This is a genomic window from Candidatus Sericytochromatia bacterium, from assembly GCA_035285325.1.
Classification (GTDB): domain Bacteria; phylum Cyanobacteriota; class Sericytochromatia; order S15B-MN24; family JAQBPE01; genus JAYKJB01.
Map to the genome: position 1 here is coordinate 34,924 of JAYKJB010000082.1, position 17,552 is coordinate 52,475.

Annotated in this window: 16 protein-coding genes; 8 read left to right on the plus strand and 8 right to left on the minus strand. The window is 67.3% G+C overall.

The genetic code is table 11. The features are described from left to right. The first annotated feature begins 42 nt into the window (after window positions 1-42). Both glpK and VKP62_10845 read left to right on the plus strand, forming a co-directional pair. Window positions 43-1,557, plus strand: coding sequence for a glycerol kinase GlpK (glpK, locus tag VKP62_10840; protein ID MEB3197688.1), 1,515 nt, complete (start codon window positions 43-45; stop codon window positions 1,555-1,557). Continuing rightward, on the plus strand, window positions 1,554-2,687 hold the full coding sequence (locus VKP62_10845; GenBank protein MEB3197689.1) for a glycerophosphodiester phosphodiesterase family protein: 1,134 nt from the start codon (window positions 1,554-1,556) through the stop codon (window positions 2,685-2,687). The genes glpK and VKP62_10845 overlap by 4 nt, the downstream gene beginning before the upstream one ends. A 25-nt stretch (window positions 2,688-2,712) precedes the next feature. On the opposite strand, the gene VKP62_10850 is transcribed toward VKP62_10845, so the two are convergent. The 3 genes from VKP62_10850 to VKP62_10860 form a co-directional block, all read right to left on the minus strand. Further along, window positions 2,713-4,749: a HEAT repeat domain-containing protein gene (locus VKP62_10850; GenBank protein ID MEB3197690.1), complete on the minus strand. Its 2,037-nt coding sequence runs from the start codon at window positions 4,747-4,749 to the stop codon at window positions 2,713-2,715. Window positions 4,750-4,849: 100 nt separating this feature from the next. Continuing rightward, window positions 4,850-5,161 (minus strand): hypothetical protein, encoded by a 312-nt coding sequence (locus VKP62_10855; protein MEB3197691.1) that lies wholly within the window; start codon window positions 5,159-5,161, stop codon window positions 4,850-4,852. A gap of 257 nt (window positions 5,162-5,418) precedes the next feature. Then, complete coding sequence (locus VKP62_10860) at window positions 5,419-6,657, minus strand: ankyrin repeat domain-containing protein (protein MEB3197692.1); 1,239 nt, start codon at window positions 6,655-6,657, stop codon at window positions 5,419-5,421. 197 nt (window positions 6,658-6,854) lie between these two features. On the opposite strand from VKP62_10860, the gene VKP62_10865 reads away from it, so the two are divergent. Then, window positions 6,855-8,105, plus strand: a complete 1,251-nt coding sequence (locus tag VKP62_10865) for a M14 family metallopeptidase (GenBank protein MEB3197693.1) — start codon at window positions 6,855-6,857, stop codon at window positions 8,103-8,105. Between the two features lie 95 nt (window positions 8,106-8,200). Then, on the plus strand, window positions 8,201-9,322 hold the full coding sequence (locus VKP62_10870; protein ID MEB3197694.1) for an MBL fold metallo-hydrolase: 1,122 nt from the start codon (window positions 8,201-8,203) through the stop codon (window positions 9,320-9,322). 114 nt (window positions 9,323-9,436) lie between these two features. Here VKP62_10870 and VKP62_10875 read toward each other — a convergent pair whose 3' ends face one another. Together VKP62_10875 and VKP62_10880 are read right to left on the minus strand one after the other, a co-directional pair. After that, window positions 9,437-10,417 carry a hypothetical protein gene (locus tag VKP62_10875; GenBank protein ID MEB3197695.1) on the minus strand — a complete coding sequence of 327 codons (981 nt, stop codon included), beginning with the start codon at window positions 10,415-10,417 and terminating at the stop codon, window positions 9,437-9,439. Between the two features lie 126 nt (window positions 10,418-10,543). Then, entirely contained in the window at window positions 10,544-11,827 is a 1,284-nt protein-coding gene (locus tag VKP62_10880; protein ID MEB3197696.1) for a S8 family serine peptidase, read from the minus strand. A 271-nt stretch (window positions 11,828-12,098) separates the two neighbouring features. On the opposite strand from VKP62_10880, the gene VKP62_10885 reads away from it, so the two are divergent. Then, window positions 12,099-12,617 (plus strand): SH3 domain-containing protein, encoded by a 519-nt coding sequence (locus tag VKP62_10885; protein MEB3197697.1) that lies wholly within the window; start codon window positions 12,099-12,101, stop codon window positions 12,615-12,617. A gap of 183 nt (window positions 12,618-12,800) precedes the next feature. Continuing rightward, window positions 12,801-13,433: a hypothetical protein gene (locus tag VKP62_10890; protein MEB3197698.1), complete on the plus strand. Its 633-nt coding sequence runs from the start codon at window positions 12,801-12,803 to the stop codon at window positions 13,431-13,433. A gap of 32 nt (window positions 13,434-13,465) precedes the next feature. Here the strand turns inward: VKP62_10890 and VKP62_10895 are convergent, their stop codons facing one another. Beyond that, the gene (locus VKP62_10895; GenBank protein MEB3197699.1) at window positions 13,466-13,690 is read right to left on the minus strand and encodes a hypothetical protein; all 225 of its coding nucleotides are present in this window, start codon (window positions 13,688-13,690) and stop codon (window positions 13,466-13,468) included. Between the two features lie 41 nt (window positions 13,691-13,731). Then, window positions 13,732-14,163 (minus strand): hypothetical protein, encoded by a 432-nt coding sequence (locus tag VKP62_10900; GenBank protein MEB3197700.1) that lies wholly within the window; start codon window positions 14,161-14,163, stop codon window positions 13,732-13,734. A 288-nt stretch (window positions 14,164-14,451) separates the two neighbouring features. Here VKP62_10900 and VKP62_10905 point away from each other — a divergent pair, with 288 nt between their 5' ends. Together VKP62_10905 and VKP62_10910 are read left to right on the plus strand one after the other, a co-directional pair. Beyond that, window positions 14,452-15,681, plus strand: a complete 1,230-nt coding sequence (locus VKP62_10905; protein ID MEB3197701.1) for a hypothetical protein — start codon at window positions 14,452-14,454, stop codon at window positions 15,679-15,681. 168 nt (window positions 15,682-15,849) lie between these two features. Next, window positions 15,850-16,995 carry a CAP domain-containing protein gene (locus tag VKP62_10910; GenBank protein MEB3197702.1) on the plus strand — a complete coding sequence of 382 codons (1,146 nt, stop codon included), beginning with the start codon at window positions 15,850-15,852 and terminating at the stop codon, window positions 16,993-16,995. Between the two features lie 9 nt (window positions 16,996-17,004). Here VKP62_10910 and VKP62_10915 read toward each other — a convergent pair whose 3' ends face one another. Next, complete coding sequence (locus VKP62_10915; GenBank protein MEB3197703.1) at window positions 17,005-17,166, minus strand: DUF2256 domain-containing protein; 162 nt, start codon at window positions 17,164-17,166, stop codon at window positions 17,005-17,007. Window positions 17,167-17,552 lie beyond the last annotated feature (386 nt).

Sequence of the window (17,552 nt, forward strand, 5' to 3'; positions counted from 1 at the left end):
GCCCCGCGCCCCGCCCAGGATTGATGAAAAGGAGAACCTGAGATGTCTCGCTACATGCTCGCCATTGACCAGGGCACCACCGGCAGCACCGCGATCGTCTTCAACCAGACCGGCCGGGTGGCGGGCAAGGGTTACCAGGAAATCACCCAGCATTATCCTCAGCCGGGATGGGTCGAGCACGACGCGGAGGAGATCTGGACGCGCACCCTCGCGGCGATCGCCGCCGCGCTCTCACAGGCCGGCATCACCGGGGCGGAACTGGCGGGCATCGGCATCACCAACCAGCGGGAGACGGTCGTCTTGTGGGACCGTACCACCGGGCGTCCGCTGCATCGGGCGATCGTCTGGCAGTGCCGTCGAACCGCGGATCGTTGTGCCGCCCTGGCCCGGACGGAGACGGCCGCGGAGGTCAGCCGGCGCACCGGGCTGGTGCTGGATGCCTACTTCTCCGGCACCAAACTGGCCTGGCTGCTGGAGGCCGACCCGGCCCACCGGGCCGCCGCCGAGAGCGGGCAGCTGGCAGCCGGCACGATCGATAGCTGGCTGCTCTGGAACCTCACGGGTGGCCGGGTCCACGCCACCGACGTGACCAATGCGGGGCGGACCATGCTGTTCGATATCCACACGCTGGCCTGGAGCCCCCCCTTGCTCGACTGGCTGAACGTGCCGGCCGCCATTCTCCCAGCGGTCCAGCCCAGCGGCTCGCATTTCGGGGAAACCGCGGCCGTGGGGCCACTCCCCGCCGGCATCCCGATCACCGCCGTGGCCGGCGATCAGCACGCCGCCCTGTTCGGTCAGGCCTGCTTCAAGCCGGGACAGGCCAAAAACACCTACGGGACAGGCTGCTTCATGCTCATGAACACGGGCGAGGAAGCCGTTCCCAGTCAGAATCGCTTGCTCACGACGCTGGCCTGGCAACTGGCGGGACAAAGACCGCAGTATGCCTTGGAGGGCAGCGTCTTCGTGGCCGGAGCGGCCGTGCAATGGCTGCGCGACGGCTTGGGCATCATCGCCAGCGCGGCGGACAGCGAGGCCCTGGCCACCTCGGTCGCGGACACGGGGGGAGTCTACCTCGTGCCGGCCTTCGTGGGGCTGGGCGCTCCTTACTGGGATGGCTTCGCCCGCGGCACGCTGGTAGGGATGACGCGCGGCACCCATCGGGGGCACCTCGCACGGGCGACCCTGGAGGCGATCGCCTACCAGACCCGAGACATCCTCGATGCGATGGGCAAGGACAGCGGCGTGTCGCTCGCGGAATTGCGGGTGGACGGCGGGGCGACGGCCAACCAGTTCCTGATGCAATTCCAGGCTGACCTGCTCGGTGTCCCCGTGGTGCGGCAAAATCAGGTAGAGAGCACGGCTTGGGGGGCGGCCGCGATGGCGGGACTCACCCTGGGCTACTGGGCAGACCAGGACACCCTGAAAGGCCTGCAGGGTGGGGACCGTCGCTTCGAGCCTGGCCTGGCCGAGGGCGAGCGTGCCTGCCTGTATGCGGGCTGGCAGCGTGCCGTGTCGCGTTCGCGCGACTGGGTGCTGCCGGCCAGCGCAGAGGCGTGAGAACGCTGCGGCGGTTCGCCACGGGCTGGCTGGCAGGCGGGGCGATCGCCCTTTGCCTCGGGGCGGCCCTCCCCCCGGTGCCCTTGCCTCCCCCTGCGGCTCCGGGGCCGGAGGGAGTACCGCCCGGTTGGTGGGCTGAATTGCAGCCGCTCCTGACGGGCGGGGCCCGTTGTCGGCTCAAGATCGCGCCTCACTGGCTCGAGCCGGGGGAACCCGCACGGGCGGGCTCGCTCGACGCCTTCGGCATCGCGACGCTGCAAAAGTCCCGGATGCGCGTCGTGTTCGGGCCCGTGAAGAGCCGCGGCGACATGCGGCAGTTGCTGACTGGCCCGCTCGACGGCCTGAGCAGCGAGCGACCGGATCTGCTGGTGGAGGAAACCTTTGCCGTCGACCTCAATGGCGATGGACGTCCCGGCGATTGGATGCTCGACCACGGCAGTGCCCCCTTCGAGCGCCTGGAATTGCGAGGCGAGGGCGGCGCCAAGGGGGTGCGGCCGGGCCACACGCTTCCGGCGTTCGAAGCCGCCATCGACCAGGGCGCCAACTGCCTGGAAAGTCCGGTCTGGTTGACGCAGGACGGCATTCCCGTGCTCGCGGATGGTCCCTGGCTCCAACGCGATCGCGTGCGCTGGAGCCATCCTGGCTCACCCGCCCCGCGCGAGGCAGTCCCGGACCTGCAAGCCTGGCAACTGAGCGCGCTGCGCCACTGGACGGATCGCGGGGTGAAGCAGGACGGCTACCCCATGCAAAATCTCGATCCGCTGCTTTCGCCCGTGTCGCTCGCCTTTGGGCGCCTTCGGGGCTGGGCCGACGTGCATGCCTGGGTCGACCTGGAAAGTTTGCTGGCCTTTGTCAGCTTCTACCAGACTTACTACACGCTCGGGGAAGGTCGCCTGCACCCCGAAGCCGCCGCCAGAGGCGGCCGGGCCAGGCAGGTCCAGCTGGTGCTGTCCCTGCCCCCGAGCGGCGAGGGCAACGATGCGGCCCGTCGCGCCAGTGCGACCTGCCTCGCCATCGGCACGCGAGCCGGCTTTCTGGCGCGCCTGACCCTGCAAAGCACCGACGGTCGGTTACTGGCGGAACTGGCGCGCCGCTACCCCGGGCTGCAACTCTGCCTCCAGTTCCCCTGATCGAGAAAGTCCCAAGCGCGGAGAATCAGCCCCTGGCGCCAGTGGCATCGCGGCGCGGCAAGGCGCCCCGCGCCGCCATCGCCAGCGTGCCCCAAGCCGTCAGCCAGGCCCGCTCGTCTCGCGGCAAGTCGGGATCGCTGTGGCGGCGCTGGGCCCAGGCAATCTCGTCAGCACGCGCCGTCTGCAAGGCCTGAACCGTCATCGGCGGGAGGGCCGGGAACCAGAGGCGGGCACTGCGGTTGCCCTCGGTTGCCGCCGTCATCAGCTGGCCGAGGCTGTTCCAGGACAAAGTGGAGGCACCCGCATAGGCGTGCATCTGCCCGAGCAGGTCACCGTCTGGTAAGGAGAACAGCCGCACGCAGTGGTCGTGGCCCCCCACCGCGATGGCCAGGCCGTCGGGCCGGAAGGCGATCGCCCGCACCACTTTGGTTTCAGCGGCAATCTCGGTCACCAGTTCGCAAGAAGGGAGTTCATACACCCGCACGATGCCTCCCCGGTCTGAGATGGCCAGAAAGCGCTCGTCCGGACTGAAAGACAGCACGGCCAAACCGCCTTCCGCCCCGTCGAAGGCGCTCAGCAAGGCACCCTCCGGCAACGACCAGACGCGGGCGACGCCGTCGCCCCCCCAGGCCGCCAGCAAACTGCCGCGCGGGGAGAGTTCCAGGCGCTTGACCGGGCGCCCTTGATTGCCCAGGGCATGCACGATGCGGGATTTTTCCACGTCCCACAGGTCGATACGCGCCCCGCAGGACGCCGCCAGCAGGCGTCCATCGCCCCGAAAGGCGATCGCCGTGACGTCGACCGTTTCAAGCGAGGCCACCGGCAGCGCATCCGGCAGCCGCAACACCTGCGTGCGATTGGTCATGGTGGCGACGGCGAGCAAGCGCCCCATCCCTGCAAAGGCCAGGGCTCGAGTCCAGCCGGGCATCCCCTCGACCGTGCCGACCGGTTCCCCGTCCGGCAGCGAGAAGATACGCACGTCGTGGTGGTCTCCTCCGACCGCCATGTAGTGCCAATCCGAACTGGTGGCAAGCACGGTGGCCTGGCCTGGCGCGCCTTCGAAGATGGTGCGCTCGCTGATACGCTCCTCCAGGTCTTGCAAGTCCCCCTCACAGCGCGGGGCCAGACTCGCCAGCTTGCCGAAGAGCGCGCCTTGCGGCGAAGCAGGCGGTGGCGCCCAGTCCAGTTCGGCCAGGTGACGCACATAGCGCATCGAGACGGGGACCGGCGCCCGCACCGACCACTTCCAGATGTCTTCGTAGGCCCCGTGCTCCGCCAATACCAGCAACAGGGAATCCCATTCGGAGGGCAAGATCTCGGCCAGGCCGAGCGTGCGCACGGCATAAGTCCAGGGCAACAGGTGATGGTTCCGCGCCACCTCCGCCAGCCGCTGACGACGAGGCAGCGGGGCGGTTTTGAGAACCTCCCCGAGGTGCGTCCCGGAAGGGTCGAAGGAGAGGTAAACGGCCACCTGTTCACTCAGCAAGAGCAACTGCACGCGCGTGGCCGGGTCACCTCCCTGATATCCCGCATCGCGCAGCACCTTGAGCGCGCGCACGTCGTCGGCAAGCAAGGCCAGGTCGACCAGGCGTTGAACCGAATCGGCTCGCTGCAAGTGGGTGGCCACCTGACGAGCGGCCTCGGCCACGCGGGCATCGGTATCCCCCGTGGCATCGAGCAGCACGGGAATCTCATCGGGTTCAAGCTGCACCAGGTCGGTCAGTTCACCGCGGAACAACTTCCCCAGCAAACGAGGCAGTGGCGCGTATTCCGCCTGCCAGCCCTTTTCCGTGATCAGCGCAGCCAGGCGGGGGTTGCGGGTCGCGGCCCAGTATTCGCAGACGACGTCGATCGCCACCTGCTCGGTGAGGGCCCCCAGACGTTCCAGGGCGATCCGATGGACGGCGGGGTCTGTGACCTCGACCAGGGCCCGGCACAGGGGTTCCACCGCCTCGGCGTCACCCCAGCCGGCGATCGCGCGGGCCGTGCGGCGCCGGCGGATGAGACCGAACAAAAATCGGCGGTCGAACAGACCTGCGATCAGCTCATCTGGCTCTGCCACCGACGGTCCCCTTCGTGCCTGCGCGGGCACGCACAAAAAAACTCCCTGGGGCGATGATATCACCCCAGGGAGCATTCTGGCTTGCCTCAGTGGGCCCATTTCACTCCGCGACGACGGGAAGCTTGGCTTCAGCCTTGGCCGCATCGGCGGCCTTCTTGCGCAGGGCGTAGGCCTTCACGCTCTCATGCGAAATGAAGACGATGTCCTTGGCCTCAGGCGAGGCACCACCACGCAGCCGGAAACCGGTGATTTCGCCGCGCGTCTCGAGCGTGGCAATCTGCGAGCGGGTCGTCATCAGGATCTTGGCTGCACCCTCCAGCGAGAGGAAGCCACCCGCTTGCTCCCGAAAAGGCGCAAGTTCGTCGATCCGATCGACATAAGGAAATTTCTTGGACTCTTTCTTCTTCGTCATCAGTGCGTTGGACCCCATGGGTTGAAGAAACGGGTAGTCTAGATCGTTCTCGGGTGCCCTCACGGGGCGATGATTCGGGGCGACGAACGGGCACGGCTTTCCGGAACGTTTCTTCACCATACCACAGCACGGCTCGGCTTGACCAACGCCTCAGCCACCGGATGCTCGAGCGCTCCATGCCGCGCCGACACCCGACACAAGCAGGTCAAATTCAGCTCCCTGACTTGCATTGGCCAATTTATTGAGGTTCGACGAGCTCAGAGTCCGGCCGCGCTCAGCACCTGATCCGCCTCGATCACATACCGAGCAAAGCGGCTCTCGCGATTCTGCGTTTGCAAGGCTTTGGCGCGTTCCAGCGCCACGCGGGAAGCCCGGGCGTCGCGGGTGCGTTCGAGTTCATCGTGAAAGGTGGCGATTTCCCGGCCAAGCAATTCATCTAGATTGGGCACCGCCCAGAACAGGCTGTTCCGGTTGGCTTCCAAGCCTTTCAAGAAGGTCGCGTAATCCCGGCGGAATTCCTCGCGGGAACGCTGAATCCGGGACCAGCCAGCGACCGAGATGTCCTGGGCAGGCAACAGCTGGGCGGCGGAGGCGAGCAGGTTCTGGGCCGGGGCGATCGCACCGGCGGCCGGGCTGCCCGGTACGGCCGCGGAAGCGGATGGGGTGGCCCCGAAGGACGCGGGCAGCGGCGCGAGCGTGCTCGACGTCGCCACCGGAGCGGGCACGGGGCCGGTGGGGGCGGGGGCCACGTCAGGCGTGCCGGCGACAGGTTGGGTGACCAGGGCCGACGCGGAAGAAGCGGCCTGCGCGCTCGGCCCAAGCGCCGGAGAATTGGACGCCACAGCTCCCGCCAGGGGAGGCATCGGGCGGCGTGTGGGCGCAGGGGCAGGAGACAGCGGAGCCCGACCGAGCCGTCGAGAGGGGCCCGGGGGAAGCACGGGCAGGCGCCCTGTCAGGGCACTGCGAATCAAGGCCGCCGGCTGGGCATGGTGGCCTAGCTGGGCCAGGGCCAGCGCCGTGACGCCCCCTTCGGTGCTGACGCGGGGATTGGCCCCGGCGGCCAGCAACAAGGCAACCAGCTCCGTGTGACCTTCCTGGGCGGACCACATCAAGGGCGTAAACCCGTAGCCGTCGGCCGGGTTGCGGGCCGCCCCGTGCAACAGCAGCAACCGGGCAATTTCGGTCCGGCCACGCTGGGCGGCCCAGGCCAGCGGGGTCAGGCCGGTCGCGTCTCGCGCATCCACGCGCGCCCCTCGCTCAACGAGTTCGCGACAGGCCGCCAGGTCTCCTCGCGACACGGCCTCGAACAGGGCCTGCTCGATGGCATAGCCGCCGGGCACGTTCTGGACTGCCGGTTGGGACGGCACGGGCAAGGCCAGCCCCGTTTCCGGTGGACAGTCCGCACAGGGGAGGAGGATCACCTGCGCGTGGCCGCCGGATGTCCAGAGCAAACACGCCCCGAGCAGGGCGACCCCCATCGAAGCAAGGCGAGGCATGTGGACGTTCCTTCGGCTCTGGCACACGTGCGTGCTTTGTACCCTCACCCGCGGGATATTTTTTCTCTTGCTCGGCTGATTTGTACAGCGACACGACGGGATCAATGATTGACACAACATCAAGAAAAGGTAAAAATAAGGTTAAAGCCTTCCCCGTGGGCTGGCCGTCCTCTCTTCAACGCCGAAGGAGTCTCCGCATGCCGTTTCTCAATCGCGCCAAGCGCGCCTCGCTCCTGGCCACCACGATGAGCTTGCTCGCCGGCTGCGGCTTGGCCACGACCAGCGTCGCGCCGACCAAGCAACCTTCTCGGGTGGCGGCACTCGCTGGCGCCAAAGAGCGCACCGTGGTGACCCTGCACTTCCGCGACCGCGCCACGCTCGAACAGCTGGCCGCCGAAGGCGTCGACCTGTTCGAAAACGTCGACCACGAACGGCGGACCGTGGGGGCCACCATCAATCCGCACACGCGTCTGCTGCTGCAACGCCTGGGCGTCCGCTATGACATCAAGCAGACCAGCACGGTCAAGGGTTTTCCGGCCGGCTACGGCTCGGTGACGGTGGTTCAGGACGAGGTGCGCAAGCTGGCGCAGGCCTACCCCCAACTCGTGGAAGCGATCGAAATCGGCAAGTCGTTCGAAGGGCAGCCGGTGCTGGCTGCCCGCATCACCGCCAAGCCGAAGGAAAATTTGCCGGCGGTGCGTCTGACCGGCGGCGTCCACGCGCGCGAACTGGTGCCGGTCGAACTGATGCGCAATCTCAGCAAGACGCTGGTGGAAGGTTACGGCAAGGATGCCACCGTGACCCGGCTTCTGGACACGCGTCATGTCTGGGTCGTGCCGGTGGTGAACCCCGACGGACGGGTGCGCGTGCAGCAAGGCAACGCGATGTGGCGGAAGAACACGCGGCCCACCGGCGGCATGGGCGGGGGCGGGGTCGACATCAACCGCAATGCGGATGACCACTGGCAGCAGGGGGATAGCTCGAAGTGGTCCGATGCCTACCGCGGCGAAGCCCCCTTCTCGGAGCCCGAGACCCAGGCCATCCGGGATCTGGCCTTGAAAGTCCGCTTCAAGGCGTCGTTCGACGTTCACTGCTATGGCGGTATGGTGCTGTGGCCCCCGGGCTACTCGACCGAGTACTCGCCCGATGAAGCCCGTTTCAAGGCCATCGGTGAGAAAATCGCCAAGCCGCTCGGCTACAAGCACGGGACGATCGCACGGACCATCTACAAGACTTATGGCGACATTGCGACCTGGGAATACGTGAAACTTGGCACGCTGGCGTTCGCGGCCGAACTGAATGACGGGGAGTTCGCCCCCGACTTCAACCAGGTCGAGCGCGACTGGACCCTGTGGCGCAATCACTTCCTGTACTTCATCGACGCGGCGGCCAACGACAAGGCCGTCCACGCGCAAGAAGGCCGTCTGCTGGGCTTCCAGGGCTTCTGACGACGACGACCGGCCGCGACCCTGCAAGGTCGCGGCGGCCTGCCATCACGGGGGTATAAATCGGCTGGCACCCAGTGCCCCGGCGGAGCCCCTGTATGACGGCCCCTGTACCAGATCCCGAAACGCTCACCGCCCCCGTGTCGCTCTCCCTCAGCGCCACCCGCCCTCGCTGGTGGCACTGGCTGGGGGCCGGCTGCTTGAGCCTTGGACTGCCCGCCTTTGGCCTGGAATGGTGGCTGGCGGCGCCGACCTACCCGGGGCCCATCAGTGACCATTTTGACGGGGCGGTCTTCAGCAATCTGGCGCCTTTTCCGCCCCGCAACCCGATGGACCTGCTGCGCTGGCGCCTGAGCAGTGACAGCAAACCCTGGCCGGAATGGGTCCCCCTGGCACCCGGACGTCGCGTTCCACCCAAACGCTCTCACAGCCTGCGTATCACCTTCATCAATCACGCGACGACCCTGATCCAGCTGGACGGCATCAACCTGCTGACGGACCCGGTTTATAGCGAACGGGTCGGGCCCTTCGGCTGGCTGGGGCCGGCCCGCCACCAGGCGCCCGGGGTGCCGTTCGAGGCCCTGCCACCGATCGATGCCGTGCTGGTCAGCCACAGCCACTACGACCATATGGACCTGGCGACGATCGCCCGCCTGCAGGAACGGGACCAGCCGATCGTGATGGCGGGGCTCGGCACGCGGGGGCTGTTCCAAAAGCAGGGGCTGCCCCACGCCCGGCTGGTCGAGCTGGACTGGTGGCAGACCCACCCGGTGCGCGGGGTGCAGATCACCTTCACGCCCGCCCAGCACTGGTCGGCGCGGGCTTTGCGCGACCGTCGGCGCATGCTTTGGGGCAGTTTCATGGTCTCCGGCGTCAGGCAGCAGGCTTACTTTGCGGGCGATACCGGAGCTGGTCCTCATTTCAAGCTGATCCGCGATCGCCTCGGCCAACCCGATGTGGCCCTGCTGCCGATCGGCGCCTATGAACCACGCTGGTTCATGAAGCCGCAGCACCTGAACCCCGACGATGCGGTGGAAGCCCATCGGGCCCTGGCCGCCGAAAGCAGCATCGGAATCCACTGGGGCACGTTCAAGCTGAGCGGCGAGGGGCTGCGGCAGCCGGTCGATGACTTGCGGAAGGCCTGTCAGGCGCGGGGCATTTCGCCGACCAGCTTTCGCGTGCTGGAGCACGGCGAGGGGCTCTCCTGGGCGCCTCGCTGAGGCCCCTGCAACCATCGTCCGGAGGGACCCAAGTGGGGGGCATGGCCCAGACGCGCGACGGCGTGAGCGACCACGGGGCCCGCCGTGCTGGCGGGGCTCCTGGCACCCTCGCGGTCAGGTGCCCGCTTTGATTTTTCCGAGGAAGTCCGCGATCGTCTTCTTCTTGGCGGGATCCGCGATCTTGGCCATGAAATCTTCGTAGAATTTGGTGATATCCGCCGGCGTTTTGACATCCTCCAGGATTTCCGGCGTGATGGTCTGGCCCGACTCGTTGCAAGCGTCCCAGACCTTCTGCAATTCGGCGGGGTCCGGCAATGGCACGTCGCGCCCGGTTTCTTTGATGATGGAGCGCATCCGGCTCGTGACCATCGCGTAGATCGGGCAGATCGGCATGGTGACTTTGGCCGACACCGGCACGGGACACATCACCCGGTAGGTCTTGCCATTCACACTGAAGCTGGCCTGAGCCTCAAGAGCCTCATCCAACGCCGTGATGTTCACCTTCAGCTGGCCGTTCGCATCTGACTTGACCGCCTCCTTGGTCAGGCGGGTGCCGTCCGCGCGCAGCGAATTGAAGGTCACCACCGCGTCGACCACAGGGCGGAAATCCGCAAACATGCTGTTGGGCCCCGTATCGATTTTGAGGGTGTAGACAGGCACCCTCAGGACCATCCCGCCCAGCTCGCGGGGCCCCGATACCAGGTTCATGCCGCCGGCCGCGATCAGGTTCATGCCGCCGGCCGCAATCAGGTTCATGCCCCCTGCTGCGATCAGGCCGTTGGCGTTGCTGTTCATGATCTTGGCCGCGCCAGGCGCCATGCCGGCAAGGCCATACACCGTCAGATTCAGTTCGCGGGTCGAGGTGGTCAGCTTGGTGGCTGGTTTGGGGGAGACGAGCGAAGCCGCAGCCGTGGGCGTCGGGACAGGCGCGGGGTCCGCCGGCGCGATCGTTGCCGGGCTGCTGGGCGTCGCGACCGGCGCCGCCGCCCCTGTGGCCGTTCGAAGCGCCGGCCGGGTGGGCGCTGCACAGGCAGCCAGTTGCAGAGCAGACAGCAGAGCAAGCGGCCAGGCGCGCGAGATCGTAACAGAAGGCATCGAACCGACTCCAGAAGGGTAGCGTCCAACCAGCATGGTACCCGGGCAAGCGGCTTTCGGAACGTGGAAAGCGCCCGCAGCCGAACGGCTCACCGCGCGATTCGGATGGATTCGGCCCCGTTGCGATCAGGGCAAGGCTCCGACCGCCCGCGCGCAGTTGATGCGTCCGGCCCCGAACAGGTCATCCCGTCCGGGACGTCCCAGGTCGTCCGCCGTGCGCTCGAGTTGCTCGCGCACCCGCGCAGCCGACCAGTCCGGATGCAGACCGCGCACCATGGTGGCCAGGGCGGCCACCATCGGGGTGGCCATCGAGGTGCCGCTGAACTTGCCGTACCCGCCGAACTTGAGCCGGTAGGTGGCGAAAATATCGACCCCCGGCGCACACAGCGCGGTGGTTTTGCCGTAGTTCGAGAAGCGGGCCTTGCGGTCATCCGGCGTCACGGCGGCCACCTCGACGACCCCCGCGAAGGTGCTGGGCAGATGAGGACGCTTCAAGGGATCGTTCTCGCGATTCTCGTTCCCGGCCGAGGCCACCAGCAGGACATCCCGTTCGAGCGCGTACTTCAGTGCCGCCTCGAAGAGCGGCGAGCTTTCCCCGGCCCCGAAGCTCATCGACACCACGCGCGCACCCGCATCCACCGCGTGAACCAGCCCGGCCGCGAAGGTCGCGTCGTCACCCCGGCCCTGCGCATCCATGATCTTGACCACCAGCAAGGGGGCCTGCGGTGCCACGCCGGCCACGCCTTGCCCGTTGTCGGCCGCCGCCGCGGCGATGCCGGCCACGTGGTTGCCGTGGCCGTAATCGTCCTCAGGGGGGGCATTCGAGTCGAGGACATTACGACTGGCCGGATGGATCCGACCGGTGAATTCAGGATGGGTCGTATCGATGCCGGTGTCGAGAATCGCCAAAGGCGTGCGCGCCTCCCCCCGGGTGATGGGCCAGGCATCGAAGGCCTGAATTTGCGGCAAGTGGGTCTGCTTGGAGACGAGCGGGTCATTCGGCCACGCAGGCGCGCCGCCATGAGTCTGGGGGGCGCCCGCCAGTCCCTCCGCGCGAATCGCCACGGTCGGATGAGCCCAGACCACCTCCTGCTCCCGGCCGAGCACCTGTACCAGGTTCGCGGCCGTCTGATGCGGCGGCGTCTCGAGAATCCAGACCCCCAGGGGGGCAATCCGGGCCACCTCGCGAACCCCGCTGGCCAGATGCCGCCCCAGGATGCCTACCCCGGCCTGCTCTCGCAAGCGCACCGCCACCCGTCGCACGGCCCGACCCGCCCCATCGAAACGTGCCGCCTGGGCGGACCAGCTCGACTGTGACTCGGCCTGGGGCGCTCGGAGCACGGGCGACGAACAGGCCAGCAGACCAGCTAGGGCGAGGATGGAACTGAACGACAGTCGCAACAGGGTCATGACCAACTCCAGATGGCGGGCACGCGGCGCAAAATTTAAGACTATATTAAGATGCCTTAAAGTTAAGGGTTTTACAAGCCCCGTGCGGACCGCCACGCCGCCAGAGCCAGCGACGCAGGTCCACCCGATGGTCCTGGCAAAAACAGGCCTTCCCGATCGCGAAGGCCTGCGGCAGCGGCGCGGAAGCGTGCGGATGAGGGCCTGAGGGGATTTTTATTTTCGACAACAGCGGGTACAAGATTGGCACCCTTGACTCACGGAGGAAGCCCCGATGCCCCCTGGTCCCGCCTGGATGAAGCAGTGGCTGAGCGCCACCCTCGGCGCAGCGTTGCTCTTGACCTGCCTGATGCCAGAAGACGTTGAGGCCCGTCGCCGCGGCGGCGGCGGCGGCTACAATGCCCACGGGGGAAGCCACCACAGCCACCATCGGCGCAGCACGTTCAAGCGGGCACACCGCCACGCGCGGCCCCACGGCCAGCGCCGAAGCGGCTGGCGCAGGGCCGCCCGCTGGGCGGCGATAGGAGCGGGCGCGGCGGGCCTGGTGGCCCTGGGCGCCGCCGGAGCGGCGGCGCTGACTTCCGGCAGCACCATCTACGCGATCGCCCGCGACCTGAACGTGCGCAGCCGTCCGAGCACCCAGGCGGCCGTGCTCGACACGCTCGACTACGGAGAGGCGGTCACGGTGCGGGAAAGCGAAGGACCGTGGGTCGAAGTGACCACCGCCGACGGCCGCAGCGGCTACGTGCACGCCGACTACCTGAGCCAGCAGGACCCGGACGAATCCGAATGAGCGCCCGCCGCGTGAGCGGTCGCCACCGTGGTGGGGTAATTGCCTGAGGGAGCCGAAAATACCCGCTGACAGAGGAGACGGAAGGCGATGATGTGCCATCAGGGGGCAGCGACAGGGGCGGCCTGGCTGGCCGCACGGCGGGGGCCCAGCCCCAAGAAGTCACCAGGACGATGGCCACAGGGGATGTGCCTGCTGGCCGTAGCGGGCCTGCTGGCAGGCTGCCCCAGCACCACCTTGCGAGCGGTCCACGACCCCGACTACGTCGGTCGGACCTACGAGCGGCTGGTCGTGTCGGCGCCGGACGTGACGGATTTCGAGAAGCGCGCGACGATCGAGGACATCTACGCCCGCTCGCTGGTCGACGAAGGGTTTCGCGGCCAGGTCTGGAAGCACTATGCGCTGTTTCCCCCGACCCGCACGCAAACCCCCGAGGCGATCGCCAAGAGCCTGAGCGAGCGTGGCATCGAAGCCCGACTTGAGGTGCGTATCCCCGATTCCGGAGCGACCAGGAGCTACGTGCCGCGGTCGAATACCACCACGTCCACCACGGAAACACGGAAGCAGAAGAACGCCACCGTGCGTGAGACCCGCGTGACCAGCAACGAGAGCGGCGGCTACCACGTCTACACGCCGTGGATGAAGATCGAAGTGCGGCTGGTCGATCTGAACCGCCAGGGGGTGGCCTGGTTGGGGAGTTCAAGCGTGCAAGGGACCGCCTCGGGAAGCGAGACGGCCCTTTACGAAACCCAGGCCGATGCCGTGTCGCGCAAACTGATCGCGGACAAGGTCATTCAGGGCCCCAAGAGCTGGTTTTGACCAGACCGCACGGCGAGCCCGGCCGCCTGGCGTCAGAAGGAAAGAAACTTCATCAAAAAGCCGACCCGACGTCCACGACCATCCTCCTCCAGTTGCATCGCCGGGGATTCCGCGGCTGGCTTGGGAAGATTCAAGATCAGTTCATCGGCGGAGAAAGGAGTCGTCTCCGGGGCCATCCCCTGGTCCGAGCTCAGGTTGGCGGCGCGCACGGCCGGCTTGCTTTGAACGGAAGAGAGCGTCAGCGTTTCCAGAGACATGGCAACCTCCTGAGAGAGCACGGGGGACGGCGTGAGAACGTTCAGAACCACTTTCGGCCGCGACAGGCCCGCTCGGCCTTCTGATAAGCGGCGGCAGCCCGCCGACGCACCGAACTGACCTTGGAGGCCGACGCCAGGCGCAGGGCGCCGGAAGCCAGCAACAGGCCCGTGCCCACCAGCGCGCCCACCAGGCCCAGCGGGAGCAAGGCCGGGACAGCCAACATGGTGACGGTGCCTGCGGTGGCGGCCACCGCGCCAAAAAAGCTCAGCGTGCCAGCGACCCGTCGCGCCTTGATGGCTTCCTCTTCCGCTTCGCGGATGCGGGCCTGGGCGCGGTACCAGTCGTCGATCAGGTAATGGCCATCCCGGCAGCGAATTTCAGGGGCCGGGGGGGAAGGCAGGCTGAGGCCTGAGGGCGCGGCGGACGGCCGCGTGGCCAGCAGGGCAGGCGTGGGAAGGCGCGAAACTTGCACGGGGGCCTCAAACAGCGTGGCGGTGGACCATCAGGTTATGGCCTGCCGGCGTTTCCTCGCGGTTCCACTTCTTGTCCATCGGGTTATATTTTGATTAAAAACCAGGAGAGTTCACCCTAACGCTGCCCGATGGCCCTGGCGCGTCCCCCGGTGACCGCCGGAATCGCACGGACGACTGACCGCAGGCCCGAAGGCGCTGCTTGGAACCGGGGCTCCACCCAAAGTGATTCAAGGGCCTTTCGCCGCGTGGCATGCGCGGGCCGAACGGGTAGAGTGCGAACGAATGCCATGTCTGATGACCGTCCCCGCCTTGCCCCTTTTGAACTGCCCCCCGCCGAGCCGAGCGCTCCACCGGGGCTGAGCCGGCTGGTGCCCCTGGCCGGGCCATCCGCAGCTCCCAAACACGCACTGGCCCCGACCCGCCTGGAACCGCTGAACCCTGACGTCTTCTACGTCGAGAGCTGGTTCTCCCTGATGGAGGCGGTGGACGAGCCGGACGGCCTGACAGCCCGTCAGGTGGCGCGCCGCATGACCCATGAGCCCCTGCGTGAGACGGTCGACGCCCTGCTCAGCCATCTGGCGGATGTGGGAGATGTGGTTCGACGCGGCGGCGGGGCCCAGCGCTACAAGGCCCAGCCGCTGGAGCGCCGCCTCGCCTGGCACCTGCGAGAAGCGCTGGCCCAGTCGCCCGCGGGGGAGGGGTGGGAGGCGCTGCGCGCCGCCATCGCCACTCACCAGAAGGAAAACAAACAGTACACCTGGAATCAATTGCGCGAGGCGTTTGCCCAGCTGGTCGAGAGCTTGCCCGGCTGGCCTGTCCAGGTGAAAGAGGCGGCCCGGCTTCACGCCGAGCGCTGGCTGCCGCGCATCGCCGAGGTCACGCCGCCCGTTCATTTGCGCGAAGAGGACGAATTGTTGCGGTTGCGGGAGGAGGTCCGCGTTCTGCACGCCCTGCTCGCCGAAGCCGCTGAGCGCGAGGGGGCCGCCTTGCCAACAGGCACACCGGCTACGGGCGGGCGCAACGCCCTGCTCAAGCGTCGCGTGGACGAACTGGAGGAGGAAAATGCCGAACTGCGGGCGGCCGTCGCGGACCTGACCTTGGAGGCCAACGCCCTGGAGGCCGAACTGGACGACCTGGTGGGCCCAGACGATGAGACCCTGGTGGATGCCTTCCTGGAGGGGAGCAGCACCGGGCCGTTTCCGGCTCAACTCGGCCTCGCGGAGGCTGAGCGCCTGCGCGCCTTGATCCAGGACACGCGCGCGCCCCTGGCAATCCAGCGGGCGATGGTGGCCAAGCTGGCGGCCGTTTACCGGCGTCCTCATCATTACCAGCGTCTCACCTCGGCCGCCTTTGCCGACGCGAGCCATCCCTTCGAGACGCTTCACCGCGCCCGCGTGGGCCATTATCGATTGGGTTACGGCATCGCCAAGCGCGTTCCCACGGTGATCCACATCGGGCCCCGGGAAAATTTCTACCGAATTTTTTTGAACCGCCTGGAAGCCTGGTGTGGGCGCTGAAGGTGGCCCGGTAGGAGCCTGGGGGCTGCGGTAGAAAGGATCGCCACCTGCCAAGGGCGCTGTGCGTGGTCGTGGGGAATGCCTGCCACCCACCCGAGCGGGTAGAATGGCGGGGTAGCCCCCACATTGGCGCGAGGCGACGCTGTTGCGCTGTTGAGGATGTCGTTCATGCTGCCCCTTTCGCCGCACGCCCCCGCCTCCCGCCTGTCCCTGTTGCTGCTGGCCTTGAGCCTGACGGGCTGCACGATCGATGCACGCGCCCTGGCCACTGCAGCCAACACCTTGGCGCAGGCGGCCGCTCGCGAGCAGGCCGCTGGGCGCGCGCCAGAACCGACGGCGGCTTCCACGTCCCCACGTCCCACGCAACCCCGCCCATCGGCGGCTGCTGACGATGAAATGAACGAAGCAGGCGAATCGGACGACGACGAGACGGAGATGGCGCCGGACGATGACGAGACGGAGGGAGCCGAGGACAGGCGCGGTTCGTTGCCGGCCCCCGCCAGCACGCCACGCCCGAGGGCCAGCGAATGGAGCGAAGACCCGACGGCGGTGCCCTTTCGCCCGTGGAGTCAGGCAGGCCCGGACGAAGCGGGTGAACCGGACCTCGAGGCCCTCGTCTTGAAGTACACCAACGCGGCGCGCGCCGCCGAAGGCAAGGGCCCCTTGCGCGCCAATGTCCGGCTGAATCTGGCGGGTCGGTTGCACAGCAAGGAAATGCTCGACAAACGTTACTTCGCCCACGAATCGCCGGTGGAAGCGCACAGAACGCCCAGCATGCGGGCGCGCCGGGCCGGCTACTTCGGCGGGGCCGCCGAGAACATCTTCGATTTCACCGCCAAGGTGGACATCGAGGACGAGGCCCGCGGCCTGGTGGACGGCTGGATGAAGAGCCCCGGACACCGGCGCAACATCCTCGATGACAACCACGAAATGGGCATCGGGGTTTGGCGTGCCCGAGGTCGCCTGATGGCCACCCAGCTGTTCGGTAAGCAACCCTTCGACTACCGATCGCTGACGCTCAGTCAGCAAAAGGATGGCTACTTGCTAAGCGCAGTGGGGGAGGTCAATGCCTGGTCGCCGTATCGCGCGATCCGGGTGCGCATCGACGAGGAGGAGGTCTCCCTCAAGCCCCTCGCCGTCAAGCCTGGGGAACCCTTCCGATTCACGGCGCTGGTGCCGAAGGGCGGCGCGCACGAGGTGGTGCTGGCGGCTGAAGATCCCGCCGACGGCGGTTCGCGCTACTGGATCTTCAAGGTGATTGCCGTCGACACCTCAAGGCCCCTCGCTCAGGCCTTCCAGTCCCTGAACGATTGAGGGCAAGGGTCAGAGGCCCTCTTGGGGCGCCTCACGTCGACGGCGCCGACAGCGATCGGAGCAATAGCGAACCTCGTCCCAGACCCGCTCCCACTTCTTGCGCCACGTGAAGAGGCGACCGCACACCGGGCACAGCTTCTCGGGCAGGTCGCGCTTGTTCACGCCTCGCACGGGGTCTCCTTCGCCTCCATGACACCTTCATCATAACCACCTGCGCCACCCCGTGGGAGGCGAGGCAGCGCACGGCCCGCTGATGTGGCGGCTCACCCAGGCACCGCTGCAATGAACCGGCCCCTTGGCCAGGCCCGCTTGTGCCGGAATAGAGATTAAGCAAAAGTTAAATAAGGAGAAAATTACGTTCGCACGGCTTCCGACCAGGGAACGCCTCGGTGGATCGCGCTCTTGCCGGCGTGCTAAGGTGAGGGCCAGCCTCCCTGCAGGCCCTGACCGGGCCACTTTCAGTCGAGAAGCCATGAGCCCCACGCAACTCACGCCCGCCCTCCTGCCGCTTGGTCGCACCTCCCTGCGCGTCTCCCCCCTGGCCTGGGGCATGTGGC